The organism is Thermostichus sp. OS-CIW-31 (genome assembly GCF_054060305.1).
In genome coordinates this window covers 45,490-59,793 of record NZ_JBSSDA010000019.1, presented here as the reverse complement: position 1 = coordinate 59,793, position 14,304 = coordinate 45,490, and the positions used below count along the sequence as shown (strand labels likewise).

Genomic DNA, 14,304 nt, shown 5'->3' with positions numbered 1-14,304 from the left:
ACATGGCCGACACTGCGTTTTTAAAGGGCGTCGGCTACGGTCGGCGCTATCCTTCCCTGCCCTGAAGGACGGGGCTTGCCGCGCCTTTTGGTCAGGGTGCGTACTCTTCAAACTCGCTCCAAAAAGGCCACCCCCTCCACATGCCCGGTTTGGGGAAAGAAGTCAGCCGCCCGCCATTGGGTAAGGCGATAGGATCCCTCTGCCAGTAGGATCTGCAAGTCTCGCGCCAAAGTGGCAGGGTGACAGCTAATGTAGACGATGCGTGGTGGTCGTCGCAGCTTTAGGGTCTCGAGCACTTGGCGGTCGCAGCCGCGCCGCGGCGGATCCAGCACCACAATGTCGGCAGGGGGCAGGGTCGGCAAAACCTGTTCCACCGTGCCCTGGAAAAATTGGGCTGAGGCGATACCGTTGAACTGGGCATTGTAGCGGGCTTGGGCCACCGCTTCCGGCAAAGCTTCCACCCCCATCGCCCGTTTCGCCCGTTGCGCCAGCAGCAAGGTTAAGGTGCCGATGCCACAGTAGGCATCCAGGATGGTCTCTTCTCCCCGCAGGTTTAGTTGGTCGGCTATCCAGGTGAAAAAGGCTTCTGCTTGCTCTGTGTTGACCTGGAAGAAAGAGGTGCTGTCGATCCAGAGGGAAAAACCGGCAAATTCCTCCCGCAGAGCCCCTCGACCGGCAATGACCTCAGTCTCCGGGCCGAAGATGGCATTGGTACGAGCCGAGTTGAGATTGAGACAGACCCCCACCAGGTCGGGGTAGCGCTGCATCCAGCGTTCGGCCCAGCTTTCCAGATGGGGCAGGCGACGACTGCAACTGACCAAGGTAAGAAGCACCTCGCGGGTGCGGCGACCGATGCGCAAACCCAAGTGGCGGAGATGACCCTGGTGACGACTTTCGTCATACACACTCCAGCCCGTCTCTTGAAGATCCCGCTTGATTTCCCTCAGGAACACATCCAGCCGCTCGTCTTGCACGGGGCATTGGTTGAGGTTCACCAGGCGGTGGCTGCCCCGTTGGTAGTAGCCCATGCGCAAGGGCTGGCCCTCCGGTTTGGCCATGGGGTAGGTGACCTTGTTGCGATAGCGCAGCGGCTGCTGGGATCCCAAAATAGGGACAGGCTGCGGCAGAGTCAGACCGCCAATCCGCTCCAGTGCATCCCTGAGGATTTGCTGCTTGGTGGCCAATTGCTGGGCATAGCTGACATGTTGCCATTGGCAGCCACCACATTTGTCCGCCACAATGCAGGCTGGTCGCACCCGTTGGGGAGAGGGAGAAATCAGCGACCGAATTCGCCCGACCAAGTAGTTGCGCTTGATCTCGGTTATTTGGGCCACCACCTGATCCCCGGGCACTGCCTGGGACACAAACACCACTCGCCCTTGTCCAAGTCCTACCGTGTGGGCAATGCCATCTCCCTGGGGGGTCAGGGCCGTGACCTCCAACGCCAAGAGATCCCCAGGTTTAACGGGATCAGGAAGGCCGGAAGGGATCGGATGTTCCATTAGGCTGTTTCGCCGAAATTCGAAATAACTATAACCATAGGTCAGGTCGTGTTGGCTGGAGTCAGCATTGCCGGAAAAAGCTGTAGCAAGGCAAAAAGCATGTCAGCCGCCAACTGCTTACGGGATTGAAAACCCCATCCAATGAAGTGGTTCACTCCTTGGTCAAAGCAGATAGAGAAGGCAAAACATCTTCTCGAAAAGGAACCTCGTTTTGATTCACGTTCTCCAGCTCGGCCAACATGAGAGGGTTAACCCGGTTTAGGTAGGGCACCAAAACCTGTTGTAGCCTTCGGCTGTAGAAGCGGTGGTAGCTGTACACAGGCGTGGCCGGAAATCCCCGTCGAATCTTATGGGATCCCCCTGCGCCGGGATCAAAGTTGCGGATCCCTTCTCGGATGGCGAGGGCAATGGGCTCGTAGTAGCAAACGTTAAAGTGCAAAAACTTCACCTCCTCCCGACAACCCCAGTAGCGCCCGAACAGGCGATCTCCCTTACGAATACAAAAAGACATCCCCACAATTTCTGCATTCCGTTCCCCGGCCACCAGCACAACTCGCTCCCGATAGTTGGGATAGAGAGACTCGAAAAAGCGGCGATTGAGATATTTGCTCCAGTTCCAAAATTGGGCGCAGGTGTTGCTGTAAAAGTCGTACATGAGAGACAACAGGCGGGGCGTGATCTCCTCTCCTGTGTAAATCTTGAGTTCTAGGCCGCTTTTTTCCATTGCAGCCCGCTCTCGCTTGATGTTGCGCCGCTGGTTGGCATTGAACTGGCTCAAAAAGTCTTCGTAAGAGCGGTAGCCGGGGTTGTGCCACTGGTAGTTGTGGGTGATCCGGGGCGTAAATCCATCCGACTCCAATTGAGTCCGCCAGTCCAGATCTACATAAAGCAAGCTAAACACCGAAATATCCTTCTCTTGGCAAAACCGGTCAATGGCTGCCAGCATCAACGACCACACCTCTGCTTCCGAATACTCGGGATGGACGAGGATGCGATAGCCCGTGGCCGGGGTGAAGGGGGCCATGCCGATTAACTTCGGGTAGTAGCGTTCCCCCAATTGGCCGGCAACTGCAGCCCATTCTTGGTCAAAGACAAACTCCCCCTGGCTGTGGCTTTTCAAATACAAGGGGGCAGCAGCAACCAACTGGCCGTCCGCCTCCACCAACAGGTGACAGGGCAGCCACCCCGTCTTGCGGCTGGCACAACCTGAGCTTTCTAGGCTGTGCAACCATTCGTATTCCAAAAAAGGAGAGGTGCGCTCCGTTTGCAAGGCGTGCCAGGCCCCTGCTGGGATCTCGCGAATATCGTGGCACCAGCGCCATTTCAACCCGGTTGACATTTGCCTGCCTGGATCAGATCAACCCGCCGCCCAATCGCCTCAGCTTGGCTGGGAAAAGGCCCCCAATGCTCTTGCCGACTCAAGAGGGGATCCCCCGCCGCCAAATGCAGCACCTGGCAGGATCCCTGCGCCTGCTTGATTATGGACCACCTTGAAGCGGGGTCGGAAACCACGCTGCTGCTCCTTTGCCCGTCCACAACTTCTCCGGCGGAAAACCACACTTTTGGGTTCTGGTTTGATTTTAATCGGGATCCCTGGGCTCGTAGTAACGGTTGGCCAATTCCAAAGCCATCTGAAACTTCTGCTCGCGGGTGAGATCGGCCCGTCGGGCAATGTGGGCAAAGCGGTTGATATCTGGGGGCAGGAAGTCGAAAGGACGCTGTTCCCGCACGATGTCCAAGACCAAATCGCAAAGGGCCTGCTGGTAATCGTTGTAGAAGATCTCTCCCAAAGCCTTGAGCCGCCCATCGGGCACCGGATTGTTAAAGTCGATGGCCTGCAGCTCTCCCTGCTCGTCGATGAATAGCTCCACCGAGTTCATTTCATAGCCCAAAACTCGATTGATAATCCGACAGGTATTGATGACTTTCTGGCCCATTTCCGGGGTAAGAAATTCTGGATCGAACAGATACTCGCTAGCATCGAATTTACGAAAGATGTACTTAATCGGGATGATTTTTCGGCCAATGCAGAGGGCGCGAATCTGCCAAGGGTAAGGGGTTTTGACCTTCTCTTGGATCATCATCACCTGAGATCCAGAGCGGTCGTAAAAATAGAGGAGCTGCTCCATGTTGTGGGCTATTTCTACTCCAATGGCCTCTCGCCCCTCCGCCGGCTTAATCACAATTGGCCAGCCCAGATCTTCCGCCATCCCCTGCCAATCGAAAAACTTGTGATACTTAAAATCTTCTGCTTTCAATGCGGGGGCTTCTTTAGGGGGCAGAATGTAAGTTTTGGGGATGGAGATCCCCAGCTCTTTGACCACCATGTAGGCAGCATCTTTGTTGCGCAGGTAGTAATAAAAGCTAAAGGGGTTGTTGATGAGGTAAACCCCCCGAAAGGCAAAGCCCATGAATAGGCCGATGGCTTGGGGGTAAAGGTAGCTGAAGCGATCCAGGATCAAGCGATACTTAGTGCGGTAATCCAGGTTCACCTCATGAATGGTGACATGTTCGGCCCGGATCTTGTAAGTTTGGCCGTTGCGAGCTTGAACAGGGGGAAGTGCGTTGAGGCGAGCCAGAGTATCGTCCCCAAAAGGCTCGCTGAAGTGCAGGCTGCCAACCCAATAGTCTTCAATCATCAAAGCTCTCTCAAAAGCTATTCCCTGCAAGGGATCCTACGCGAAGGCGCGGATTTGCGCTTGCCAAGTGGGCCAGTCGTGATCCCCCTCCCATACCTCCAGTTGATGGGGGATGTTGTTGCGGCTAAGCACTTCCGCCAGGCGCAGATTGTCGCTGAGGCAGTGGTCGCGGCGAGCGGTGAGCAACTTCAGCTCGGTGTTGCGCCCGCCCAAGTGATCCCAGAGTTGCCGGCTCATGTTGGACATATAGGCCAGCGGGTTGATGAAATACAGCTCCTGCTCTGCCCGTTGGGGATCCCAGCCGGTGACAGAGCCGAGAGCGGCCACATCGTAGGGCCCCCCCAGGGCCAAACAACGGCGCACCAAGCCGGGGTGCCGACAGGTGAGGTTGACAGCATGGGTAGCCCCCAGGGAAAACCCGGCCACTACCAAAAACTCATTTTGCGCTTCCGCTTTGGCATAGGGGATCAGCTCTTCTACCCAGTGCTGCTCCAGCAACAGCCAACGATCCCGCCGTTGGGGCAAGTCCAGCTGGCGGTTGAAAAAGGTCTCCCAATCCAGGGTTTCCACGCAAAAAGCCTGCAAATAGCCCTGCTCCAGATGAGGGCTGAGGCTGGCGATAATGCCGCGATCTTCCACGTCAAAAAAACGCCCGTTGCTGGTGGGCAGACAGATCAGCGGGTAGCCGTGATGCCCAAAGTGGAGCATCTCCATTTCCCGGCCCAAGATCTGAGAGGGAAAGCGCAAGTAGCGGCGAGCGTAGGCCATGAAAAACGGGGAAGGGATCCTCAAGAAATACCCAACCTTTCCGGGGGAAGCATTCTGCTCTGCCTGGTCGAGAAAGGCAAAGGGCACTCTCTGGAAAGGTCCACAAGAGTCACCAGAACAGATGGGAGCAGACCTGACCAACTGACAGGAACCTCAGGAAATTTCCGTGAACAGATCCTTGAGGGCCGTGCGGGCGGCCAAGTGCTTGCGGGTGGACTCGAGAATTTCGGCTTCCCGGCGCAGCCGCCTTTCGGTACTGACCATTTCCAGCAGAGCTTGCTGCTCTTGGGGGGCCCCATGGAAGTGGCTAGCCACCCAGTAGGACAGTTCTATGGGGGTGGTGGGGAGCTGCTCCGGCAACTGTGCATCCCGCTCCATTAGCTTGCCCGAGAGACGCACCACATCTTGAAGGAGAGTGGTAACCTGGCGCACCCAGCTCTGCAGGTCATCGGAAGGGGTGGTCGGCTCATCCTCAATCCATTCCACCAGCCCCACCCGGAAGGGTTTTTCCCGCACGTAATCCAAGACGCGGAAGCGCTGCTGCCCCAAGGTCAAAATGTCCATGCGGTCATCCGGCAATCGCTGCACCTGCAACACCTCAGCACAACAGCCCACCCGCACCGGGGATCCCGTCTGGGGATTGAACATCAGCACCCCAAAGCGGCGATCCGTCTCCAGAATGGTGTTGATCATCATGCGGTAGCGGTACTCGAAAATGTGCAGCGGCAGAGGTCGGCCCGGAAACAGCACCACCTCCGGCAAGGGAAACAGCGGTAGCTCGCGAACATCCACGGAAGAAGAAGGCATAGGGCTTGTGCTTCTCGCTGTACTGAGTCTAGCCCATCTTTATTGGCCAATCTTTATCTCTGCTAAAGGTAGGGGATTGACAGGGAGGGGATCCCTCAAGAGAAGCGGTGGTGCCAGACTGTGATGGCAATCGCCAAGGCATCGGCGGCATCATCCGGGCGGGGCAAGCTGGGCAGGCTGAGTTCCCGGGCCACGGCAGCTTGTACAGCCTGCTTGTCGGCGCGTCCGTAGCCTGTCAAACTTTGCTTGACTTGGGCGGGCGTAAACTCCACCGGCAACAGATGATGCTGGGCCAAGGTGAGCAGGATCACGCCACGGGCTTGGGCGATGGCAATGGTATTGCCCATTTTGTAGAAAAAAAGTTTTTCCAGCCCCACCTGATGCGGGCGCAGTTGGCGCAGCAACTGGCTCAAATCCTCGTGCAGCGTTTGCAGCCGCTCCGGCATCGAGTGTTGGCTGGGGGTGCTGATCACCCCATAATCCACAGGTTTCAACCCCGCAGATCCCGCCAGAATGCAACCAAAACCCATGGTTCCCAGACCTGGATCTAGGCCGAGGATGCGCTGCTCAGGTGGGGTGTCTGATACATTTACGCTGAACACTGCTGAACATCACTGTTCAACTATGCAGCGATAGCATTCTGTTTGTTTCCAAACAGAATGGCGGTATCCCGCAAAGCTTTGAGTAGAATACCCAAAGCGCAGTTTCCGTGTCGTCTTACTACCAATTTTCTGCTTTGCTTTGGCTACCATGTTGGCAGACTCGAAAGTAAACAGAAAGATCAACTGGTAGTAATCCGTACTGAACATATTATACATTATTTTCAGTATAGTTGAGCTTATTATTGACTAGAGTCATGCTCCTCTGTCGGCGAGGGGCGGGGGGATCTGACAAGGGCTATGGCCTGCCGGGTGACTGCGCATGATGGGGATGATCGGTGTGCAGGTAGGTCAGGCCCGAGATCAGGGTGAGAACCACCGCCACCCAAAAACAAGGGATCCCTCCCGGCCACCCCAAAATCAGCAAAGCAATGGCCAGGATTTGGGTTACCGTCTTGGCTTTGCCCCAGAAATTGGCACCGCGGATTTGGCTTTGGTTGACCCGCCAGCCGGCGATGGCCAGCTCCCGCCCCATCAGCAAAAACACGCCCCAAGCGGGGATCCGCCCCAGTTCCAGCAGGCCCAGCAGCGGCGCCAACACCAGCAGCTTATCCACCAGAGGATCCAAAAACTTGCCCATATCGGTTACCAAGCCATAACGGCGGGCCAAATGGCCATCCAGCCAATCGGTTGCCGCCGCCAACAGGAACGCCCAGAGGGCCAACCTCTCCCCCAGTGGGGATCGCAGGCTCAGGCCCAGCAAAACAAAAGGGATCCCTCCCAACCGCAGCAGGGTGATGGCGGTGGGCAGGTTCACCCACTCCAGCTTGGCACGTTGGACGGCGCTGGGATTCTCCACCTCAGATCTGGCCTCAAGGATTAAGGATCAGAACTATCAAGGACTATCGGAATTATTGGTAACGGCCCAGGCGCTCGGTGAGCAGGTGGTAAAACCCCTGGGCATCCACCCCAAAAGCCACCTGGACATTGGCAGGGCGACCACTGGATCCCCAGCGATCCACCACCGTCCGGCCCAGGTTCAAGGGGCTAGCCGTTTCCACCTCGACGTAGCAGGGCTTGAGCTCGAACAACTGCGGCTGTAACAGATAGGCAATCACACAAGGGTCGTGCAATGGCCCTCCCGGTAGCCCGTAGCGTTCTACGTCGACCTTACCGTAAAAGGTGAGCATATTGGCCACCGTCTGCCCAACGCGGGTGCCCAGGGCGCGGATGCGCTCAATCCGCTCCGGCGTGCTGAGGACCTGTTGGGTGACGTGCAAGCCCAGCATCACCACCTCCGGGATCCCGGCGCTGAGCACGATCTGGGCGGCGTGGGGATCGGTGAGGATGTTGAACTCGGCTGCCGGGGTAACATTCCCCTCAAAGGCGGATCCCCCCATAAACACCAGCCGCTGGATGCGCTCCACAATCCGAGGCTGCTGCACCAGGGCCACTGCCAAGTTGGTCATCGGGCCCAGCAAAGCCAAGGTAACCGGCTCAGGGGCAGCCATCAGGGTTTCAATCAGATACTCCACCGCATGCTGGGATCCCAAAGGCATCTGGGGCTCCGGCAGATCCGCTCCATCGATCCCGGTTTTGCCATGCACCTGCTCGGCGGTTTCCAGAGGGCGCAAGAGAGGTCGGGGGCAGCCGGCATACACCCCCATCTGCGGCTGACCGGCCAATTCACAGATCTGTCGAGCATTGCGGCTGGTTTTGTCCAAGGAGACATTGCCAGCCACCGTGGTAATGCCCAGCAATTGCAGCTCTTCTGGCGACGCCATAGCCAGCAGCAGAGCCACCGCATCGTCTTGGCCAGGGTCACAGTCGATGATCAGGGGCACCATAGGGATCTCGGCAGCAGCTCACTCACCCCTAGTTTAGGTTTTTCTCCCGCTCTTTTCCTCTGGCCGGTGAGCGCGGATCCCGGTCAGATTTAGGATAGGAAATATATCTTCATCCTTTGTCTTGTTGCCTGACACCCATCCACTGCGCATCAACCTGTTGCTGGATTGGGAGCCGCCAGCAGGAGAGCCCCTAGCTTGCGAGGACTGGCTACCCCCTGAACGCTTTGTTGTCGAGTGTTTTCAGGATCAAGCTACCTTCCTAGAGGCTCTCAGGAGACAAGACGGCCATGTCGATTGCTTGGTGCTCCTGGTGGATCCCACTCGGCTGCAAGAGCTGCACGATCTGGGCAATCAGCTCTGCGCGTGGGGACTGCTGCTGCCGACGGTGTTGGCGATTGTGCTGGAAGAATCCCACCTGCAAAAGGAAACACCGGAGACGGAAGGAGAGATCCCTGCCACCTCATCTTTGGTGAAAGCATTGCTCAAGCGAGAGCAGTTTTTCTACCACAACGCCACCCTCGTCCGTCCCATTTCGCCACAGGAGCTGAAGGGGCAGGTGCGGGCCGACTGTACCGCTTCGGGATCCCCTTCCGTCTTGGAGCTGCTGGTGGATCGGGCCATCGCCTTGTTTCTGCAGATGTCTCCCACCTGCGGCCTCCCGCAGGGCCCAGTGCACCCCAGCGATCAGCCCTACCTGGCTTACAGCAACCAACAACAACGGCGGCTGGCGGAGAAATTGCGGGAACGGCTGGGCTACGCCGGAGTGTACTATCATCGTGACCCAGAGCTGTTTTACCGTCGCCTCCCGCCCCACGAGCAGCAAGCCCTCATGCGACGGCTGCGTAACCTTTACCAGGCAATCGTCTTGGACTATTTTCAATCTCCCGAGACCGTCAATGCCCGCATCGACGAGCTGGTGGCCTTGGCCTTTTTTGCCGATATCGGCGCTGCTCAACTGCTGGAGCTGCACATGAACTTGATGGAAGACTTTGCCAAACAATTGAAGCTGGAAGGCCGCAGCGAAGAGATCCTGCTGGATTACCGCCTTACCCTGATCGATGTGATGGCCCACCTGAGCGAAATGTACCGCCGCTCCATTCCCAAAACCGCTCCAAGGGATCCTTAGATATGTCCACTCGCAAAGCCTATGTTCTCAAGCTCTACGTGGCGGGCAACACCCCCAATTCTCTGCGTGCCCTCAGCACCTTGCAAGACATCTTGGAAAAGGAGTTCCGCGGCGTGTACAGCCTGAAGGTGATCGATGTCTTGAAAAATCCGCAACTGGCAGAGGAAGATAAGATCTTGGCAACGCCGACCTTGGCCAAAATCCTGCCGCCACCGGTGCGGAAGATTATTGGCGATCTGTCCAACCGCGAGAAAGTGCTCATCGGCCTGGATCTGCTCTACGAAGAATTGGACGAAGAGGCTTGAGACAGGCTGCAGGAGCAAGGAGAGTGGGATGAACCAGTCATTGGGGCCTTCTGAGCCAGAAAAGCCACAAGATAACACCGCAGAGGACTCCACCGAACCAACCCCAGACAACCACCGAGCGGATCTCTCAGAGCTGCGAGGGATCCCCAAAAAACAGACGGGCATCGAGGGCTTTGAAGACATCAGTCACGGTGGGCTACCCCTGGGACGCACCACCTTGGTCAGCGGCACCTCCGGCACCGGCAAAACCCTGTTTGCCATGCAGTTCCTTTACAACGGCATCGTGAAGTATCAAGAGCCGGGGATCTTCGTCACCTTCGAGGAAACCCCCGCCGATATCATTCGCAATGCCTCCAGCTTTGGCTGGGATCTGCAGGCCCTCATCGACAGGGGCCAACTGTTTATCCTGGATGCCTCCCCCGATCCCGAAGGCTATGAGGTGAGCGGCAACTTTGATTTGTCGGCCCTCATCGAGCGCATCCAGTACGCCATTCGCAAATACAAAGCCAAGCGGGTCTCCATCGACTCGGTGACGGCCATCTTTCAGCAATACGACCCTGCCGGTGTGGTGCGGCGGGAGCTGTTCCGCCTGACGGCCCGCCTCAAGCAGGCCAACGTCACCACCGTCATGACCACGGAGCGCACCGACGAGTACGGCCCCATCGCCCGCTACGGCGTAGAGGAATTCGTCTCCGATAACGTGGTGATCCTACGCAACATCCTGGAGGGAGAGAAACGGCGGCGCACCATTGAGATCTTGAAGCTGCGGGGCACCACCCACATGAAGGGGGAATATCCCTTCACCATCACCAACGACGGGATCAACATCTTCCCCTTGGGAGCCATGCAGCTGACGCAGCGCTCCTCCAACGTGCGGGTCTCCTCCGGCATCGAGAAGCTGGACGAAATGTGCGGCGGCGGTTTCTTCAAGGACTCGATTATTTTGGCCACCGGCGCCACCGGCACGGGCAAAACCTCGCTGGTGAGCAAATTCCTGGAGCGGGGCTGCCTGGATGGGGAACGCTGCATTCTCTTTGCCTACGAAGAATCGCGGGCGCAGCTGTCCCGCAACGCCTCCTCCTGGGGCATTGACCTGGAAGAGTTCGAGCGGCAGGGCCTCCTCAAGATCATCTGCGCCTACCCAGAATCTGCCGGCCTGGAAGACCATCTGCAGAAGATCAAAACCGAGATGATGGCCTTCAAGCCCTCCCGCATGGCCATCGACTCCCTGTCGGCGCTGGCGCGGGGGGTGAGCCAAAATGCCTTCCGCCAGTTTGTAATCGGGGTAACTGGCCTGGCCAAGCAGGAGGAGATCACCGGCTTTTTCACCAACACCACCGACCAATTCATGGGATCCCATTCCATCACCGAATCCCATATTTCCACCATCACCGACACGATCATCCTGCTGCAATACGTGGAGATCCGCGGAGAAATGGCCCGCGCCCTCAACGTCTTCAAAATGCGGGGATCCTGGCACGACAAAGGGATCCGCGAGTACCTGATCTCCAATGCGGGCATCCAAATCCGCGATTCCTTCCGGGGCTACGAGCGCATCATCAGCGGATCCCCGACCCGCATCAATGTGGATGAGAAAAACGAGCTCTCCCGGATTGTGCAAAACGTCCAGGCCCTTGAGGAAGAAGGGTTGTGAGCGGTTACAACAGTTCCGTGAGTGGGCGCGGCAACAGACCCGTTGAGTCAAGCGAATTTCCAACACCGCTCAACACCGCGCAAGCCCTGCACTTGCGGCTGGCAGGGAGGGATCGGCCCAGACAAGGATTTCCCCGCGGCCAATGGCGAACAGTGGTAACCCACCTACAAATTGGGTAGTATGCCTCTAGCAGTAGCGCAAAGGGCGGGGTTTCCCGGTGTGTTTAGCTTTTTCGGTGGCTCCAAAACCCGAACCATGCTTGGGGTGGACATCAACCCCGAGCGTATCGCCGTTGCCCAACTGAAAAAGCAGGGCAATGGTCGCTATCGTTTAGCCCACTACCACAGCGTGGACATGCCAGAAGGGGCGATGGTCGAAGGGCGCATCCTCGATCCGAGCACAGTTGGCTTGATCCTGATGAATTTGCTCAATGAAAACAAGGTACCCACCAACCTGCCGGCAGCCACAGCAGTGCCCGTAAGGGAGGCCATCGTTCGTCTCATTCGCCTGCCTGCCGACCTACCTGCCGATGAGCTGCGCCGGGTGGTTTTGGAGCAGGAGGCCGAACTTTACATTCCCTATCCGCGGGATCAGGCGGATGTCGATTACCAACCCTTGGGTCTCGATCTTTCCCAGGATGGCATTGAGCGCATCGAAGTCTTGCTGGTGGCCATCCCCAAAGAGGTGGTGGACAACTACCTGGAGGTGCTGCAGGTGGCCAATTTGCAGGTGCGCTGTGTGGAGCTGGCCAGCTTCTCCCTCATTCGCACCATCCGCGATCAGCTAATCCAGTACGGCCCCCAAGAGGCCGTGTTGCTCAGCTCCATCGGCTACGACAGCAGCGAGATCAGCATTTTGGTGAACGGGATCCCACAATTTACCCGCACCGTCAACATCGGCACCATCCACATGCGGCAGGTGCTGGCCCAGTCCCTGAATTTGCCGGTTAGCCGCACCGGCGACCTGTTGCGAACTCTGAGGCTACCCTTACTCAACCCCACCGATATTTTGGCCACGGGAGAACAGCCAGCGCCCAGCAATCCCGGTGTAGCAGCAGTAACGCGCGTTGTCTCCGATTTGGCGGATGAACTGAAGCGCTCCATCGACTTCTTTACGAGCACAGAAAGCAGCTCGCCTGTGGTGAAAGTACTGCTGGCCGGAACTGGGGCAAGCATCGGCCAAATCGACGGCTTCTTATCTCAGTCGTTGAGCGTGGCGGTGGAGTTGGCGGATCCCTTTGGCAACATTGTCGTGCCGGATTCAGTGGAACTGCCCCTGGAGGAACGCCCAGCAATGGGAGTGGCCCTGGGGTTGGCGCTGCGGGAAGACACCAAGTAGCGGCAGCAGGCAGCGCAAGCTCGCCCAACCGATGGAATAGCGCACAAGGCGGTTAAAGAGATGTACACACCGGAGATCAATTTCCTCAAAGAAAGGCCGGATGTCCTCACCACAGCTCGAACAGGTGGGGAAGCAGTAGTCGCAGCTGAGGCTGCAGAGGGATCCCAGAATTGGATCCCGGCCATTGGCCTGGGGGTTGCTGTTGCTGCTGTAGCGATGGGAGCTTTTTGGTATTTCCAAGACAGCTTTTCCCGCCAGAGAGAAACCTTGAGGGCGGAGCGGGCTCGCCTTGACAGTGAGCTCAGCACAGCCAATGCTGAGTTGTCCCAGCTGCAGAATGCCAATCAAGAGCTGCAAACCATTCGCGCCCAAACGGAAGGGTTCCGCTCCTTTCTGAGATCCGTCCAGCCTTGGTCGGCCATCTTGGAAGAGCTGCGGCGCAAGATCCCCGGCCAGGGGGTATGGATAACCAACATCAGCGCTTCCGGGGATACCGTCAATATCCAAGGAGGGGCGCTGGACTTTCCCCTGGTGAACGACTTTTTGCTCACCCTGCTGGATTCCAACTTTGTTACCAGCGCCGTCCTGAACAGCAGCTCCCGGGTGGACGGCACAAACCTAACCGAGCCCAGCGTCACCTACGGCATAACCGTAACCATCCGTACCCTGGGGGATCCCGACCCAGAATTTACCCGCGAGCTGGAGCAGCGGGGAGCGATAGGCTTGGTTGAAAAGATCCGCATTTTGCGTCGAGTGGAGGCGAACTGATGACTGGATCGGTTGAAGGTTTTCCCGACGAACAACTGGTGGTTCCCCCGGCAGGGCCGCCGGTACTGCTGGGCGTGGAGCTGACCCCCATTCGAATTGGTCTTTTAATCGGGATCACAGGGTTAGCCGCGGCGGGGTTTCTGGCCTTCACCCAACTTCGCCCCTTGATCGAGGAGGTACAGGCTTTGGAAAGGGAGGTAGCCAACAAAACCACCCAGTTGCAGGACATAAAGAGCCAGATTGCCAGTTTGCAAGATGTGCCCAATCAGGTCGAGAGAGCTCGCGTGGAGCGGGAACAGATCAGTGCCCTGCTCTCCACCCCCGAGAATGCCGACACGCAACTGCTGGATCTCAACCGGCTGGTGCAGGGGCAGCCCAACAGCGAGCTGCGCAGCTTTAGCCCTTCTCCACTGACTCCAGCGTCTTCGGCCAATCCGGAAGTGCCTGGGATCATCGCTCCCGCCATCCAAGTGCAGACCACCCGTGTCGCTCTGCGTGGCCCCTATACGGAGCTGATCAATCTGATGGGAGATATAGAACGTCTGCGCACGCTGTTCCGGGTGAGCAACATCAGCTTAAATCCTGTTCAAGACACAGGGGAACTGGACGCTGCTTTTGATTTGATTGCCTACATCTACAACAAAGACGTTCCGTTGGGCACTGCTCCTCCACCTGAAGGGCAAACGGCACCTGGTCAGTAGCCCAGCCATGCCTTGACTCAGGGGGGGATCCTGCCAGTGCGGGATCCCCTCTGGTTTTCAGAAGACGGGAACAACCGCCGGTTCAGCACGGATAGTGTTGCCGAATCGAAGATCTGGGAAAAATTTCTTCCGAAACGGCTACAGGTAGTGGCAAAGTCCGAGATTTCGGCTTTGATTAGGGAAGCACGGGGTGAACGAGGCCAAAGGCACCCGTGGCGAGGTGAAGCAAGAATACGACTGGGTGAAGGAG

At 57.5% G+C, this 14,304-nt stretch carries 15 protein-coding genes; 6 read left to right on the top strand and 9 right to left on the bottom strand.

What is annotated here, in order from left to right; all coding sequences use genetic code 11:
- Positions 1–107: 107 nt before the first annotated feature.
- The 9 genes from rlmD to ACVWY9_RS11280 form a co-directional block, all read right to left on the bottom strand.
- Complete coding sequence (gene rlmD, locus ACVWY9_RS11320) at positions 108–1,502, bottom strand: 23S rRNA (uracil(1939)-C(5))-methyltransferase RlmD (RefSeq protein WP_457388402.1); 1,395 nt, start codon at positions 1,500–1,502, stop codon at positions 108–110.
- A gap of 151 nt (positions 1,503–1,653) precedes the next feature.
- Positions 1,654–2,841, bottom strand: coding sequence for a GNAT family N-acetyltransferase (locus ACVWY9_RS11315; protein WP_457388400.1), 1,188 nt, complete (start codon positions 2,839–2,841; stop codon positions 1,654–1,656).
- Positions 2,826–3,014, bottom strand: a complete 189-nt coding sequence (locus ACVWY9_RS11310) for a DDE transposase family protein (RefSeq protein ID WP_457388398.1) — start codon at positions 3,012–3,014, stop codon at positions 2,826–2,828. Before ACVWY9_RS11310 ends, ACVWY9_RS11315 begins: the two co-directional genes overlap by 16 nt.
- A gap of 68 nt (positions 3,015–3,082) precedes the next feature.
- Positions 3,083–4,141, bottom strand: coding sequence for an ATP-grasp domain-containing protein (locus tag ACVWY9_RS11305; RefSeq protein WP_041436180.1), 1,059 nt, complete (start codon positions 4,139–4,141; stop codon positions 3,083–3,085).
- 36 nt (positions 4,142–4,177) lie between these two features.
- Positions 4,178–4,909 (bottom strand): alpha/beta hydrolase-fold protein, encoded by a 732-nt coding sequence (locus ACVWY9_RS11300; RefSeq protein ID WP_457388395.1) that lies wholly within the window; start codon positions 4,907–4,909, stop codon positions 4,178–4,180.
- 153 nt (positions 4,910–5,062) lie between these two features.
- Positions 5,063–5,716, bottom strand: a complete 654-nt coding sequence (locus ACVWY9_RS11295) for an LON peptidase substrate-binding domain-containing protein (RefSeq protein WP_011432147.1) — start codon at positions 5,714–5,716, stop codon at positions 5,063–5,065.
- A 95-nt stretch (positions 5,717–5,811) separates the two neighbouring features.
- A complete protein-coding gene (gene ruvC / locus ACVWY9_RS11290) occupies positions 5,812–6,318 on the bottom strand; it encodes a crossover junction endodeoxyribonuclease RuvC (protein ID WP_457388393.1) in 507 nt (168 codons plus the stop codon).
- A 295-nt stretch (positions 6,319–6,613) separates the two neighbouring features.
- Positions 6,614–7,132 (bottom strand): CDP-diacylglycerol--glycerol-3-phosphate 3-phosphatidyltransferase, encoded by a 519-nt coding sequence (pgsA, locus tag ACVWY9_RS11285; RefSeq protein ID WP_457388406.1) that lies wholly within the window; start codon positions 7,130–7,132, stop codon positions 6,614–6,616.
- A 94-nt stretch (positions 7,133–7,226) separates the two neighbouring features.
- Positions 7,227–8,162 (bottom strand): nucleoside hydrolase, encoded by a 936-nt coding sequence (locus ACVWY9_RS11280; RefSeq protein WP_457388391.1) that lies wholly within the window; start codon positions 8,160–8,162, stop codon positions 7,227–7,229.
- 121 nt (positions 8,163–8,283) lie between these two features.
- Between ACVWY9_RS11280 and ACVWY9_RS11275 the strand changes: the two genes are divergently transcribed.
- The 6 genes from ACVWY9_RS11275 to ACVWY9_RS11250 all read left to right on the top strand — a co-directional run bounded on the left by ACVWY9_RS11275 (position 8,284) and on the right by ACVWY9_RS11250 (position 14,054).
- A complete protein-coding gene (locus ACVWY9_RS11275; protein ID WP_457388389.1) occupies positions 8,284–9,288 on the top strand; it encodes a circadian clock protein KaiA in 1,005 nt (334 codons plus the stop codon).
- A 2-nt stretch (positions 9,289–9,290) separates the two neighbouring features.
- A complete protein-coding gene (gene kaiB / locus ACVWY9_RS11270; protein WP_011430723.1) occupies positions 9,291–9,593 on the top strand; it encodes a circadian clock protein KaiB in 303 nt (100 codons plus the stop codon).
- A 28-nt stretch (positions 9,594–9,621) separates the two neighbouring features.
- A complete protein-coding gene (kaiC, locus tag ACVWY9_RS11265; RefSeq protein ID WP_011432142.1) occupies positions 9,622–11,247 on the top strand; it encodes a circadian clock protein KaiC in 1,626 nt (541 codons plus the stop codon).
- Between the two features lie 180 nt (positions 11,248–11,427).
- Complete coding sequence (pilM, locus tag ACVWY9_RS11260) at positions 11,428–12,585, top strand: type IV pilus biogenesis protein PilM (protein ID WP_457388388.1); 1,158 nt, start codon at positions 11,428–11,430, stop codon at positions 12,583–12,585.
- A 60-nt stretch (positions 12,586–12,645) separates the two neighbouring features.
- Positions 12,646–13,353: a PilN domain-containing protein gene (locus ACVWY9_RS11255; protein WP_457388386.1), complete on the top strand. Its 708-nt coding sequence runs from the start codon at positions 12,646–12,648 to the stop codon at positions 13,351–13,353.
- Entirely contained in the window at positions 13,353–14,054 is a 702-nt protein-coding gene (locus ACVWY9_RS11250) for a hypothetical protein (protein WP_011432139.1), read from the top strand. The genes ACVWY9_RS11255 and ACVWY9_RS11250 overlap by 1 nt, the downstream gene beginning before the upstream one ends.
- Positions 14,055–14,304: the final 250 nt, after the last annotated feature.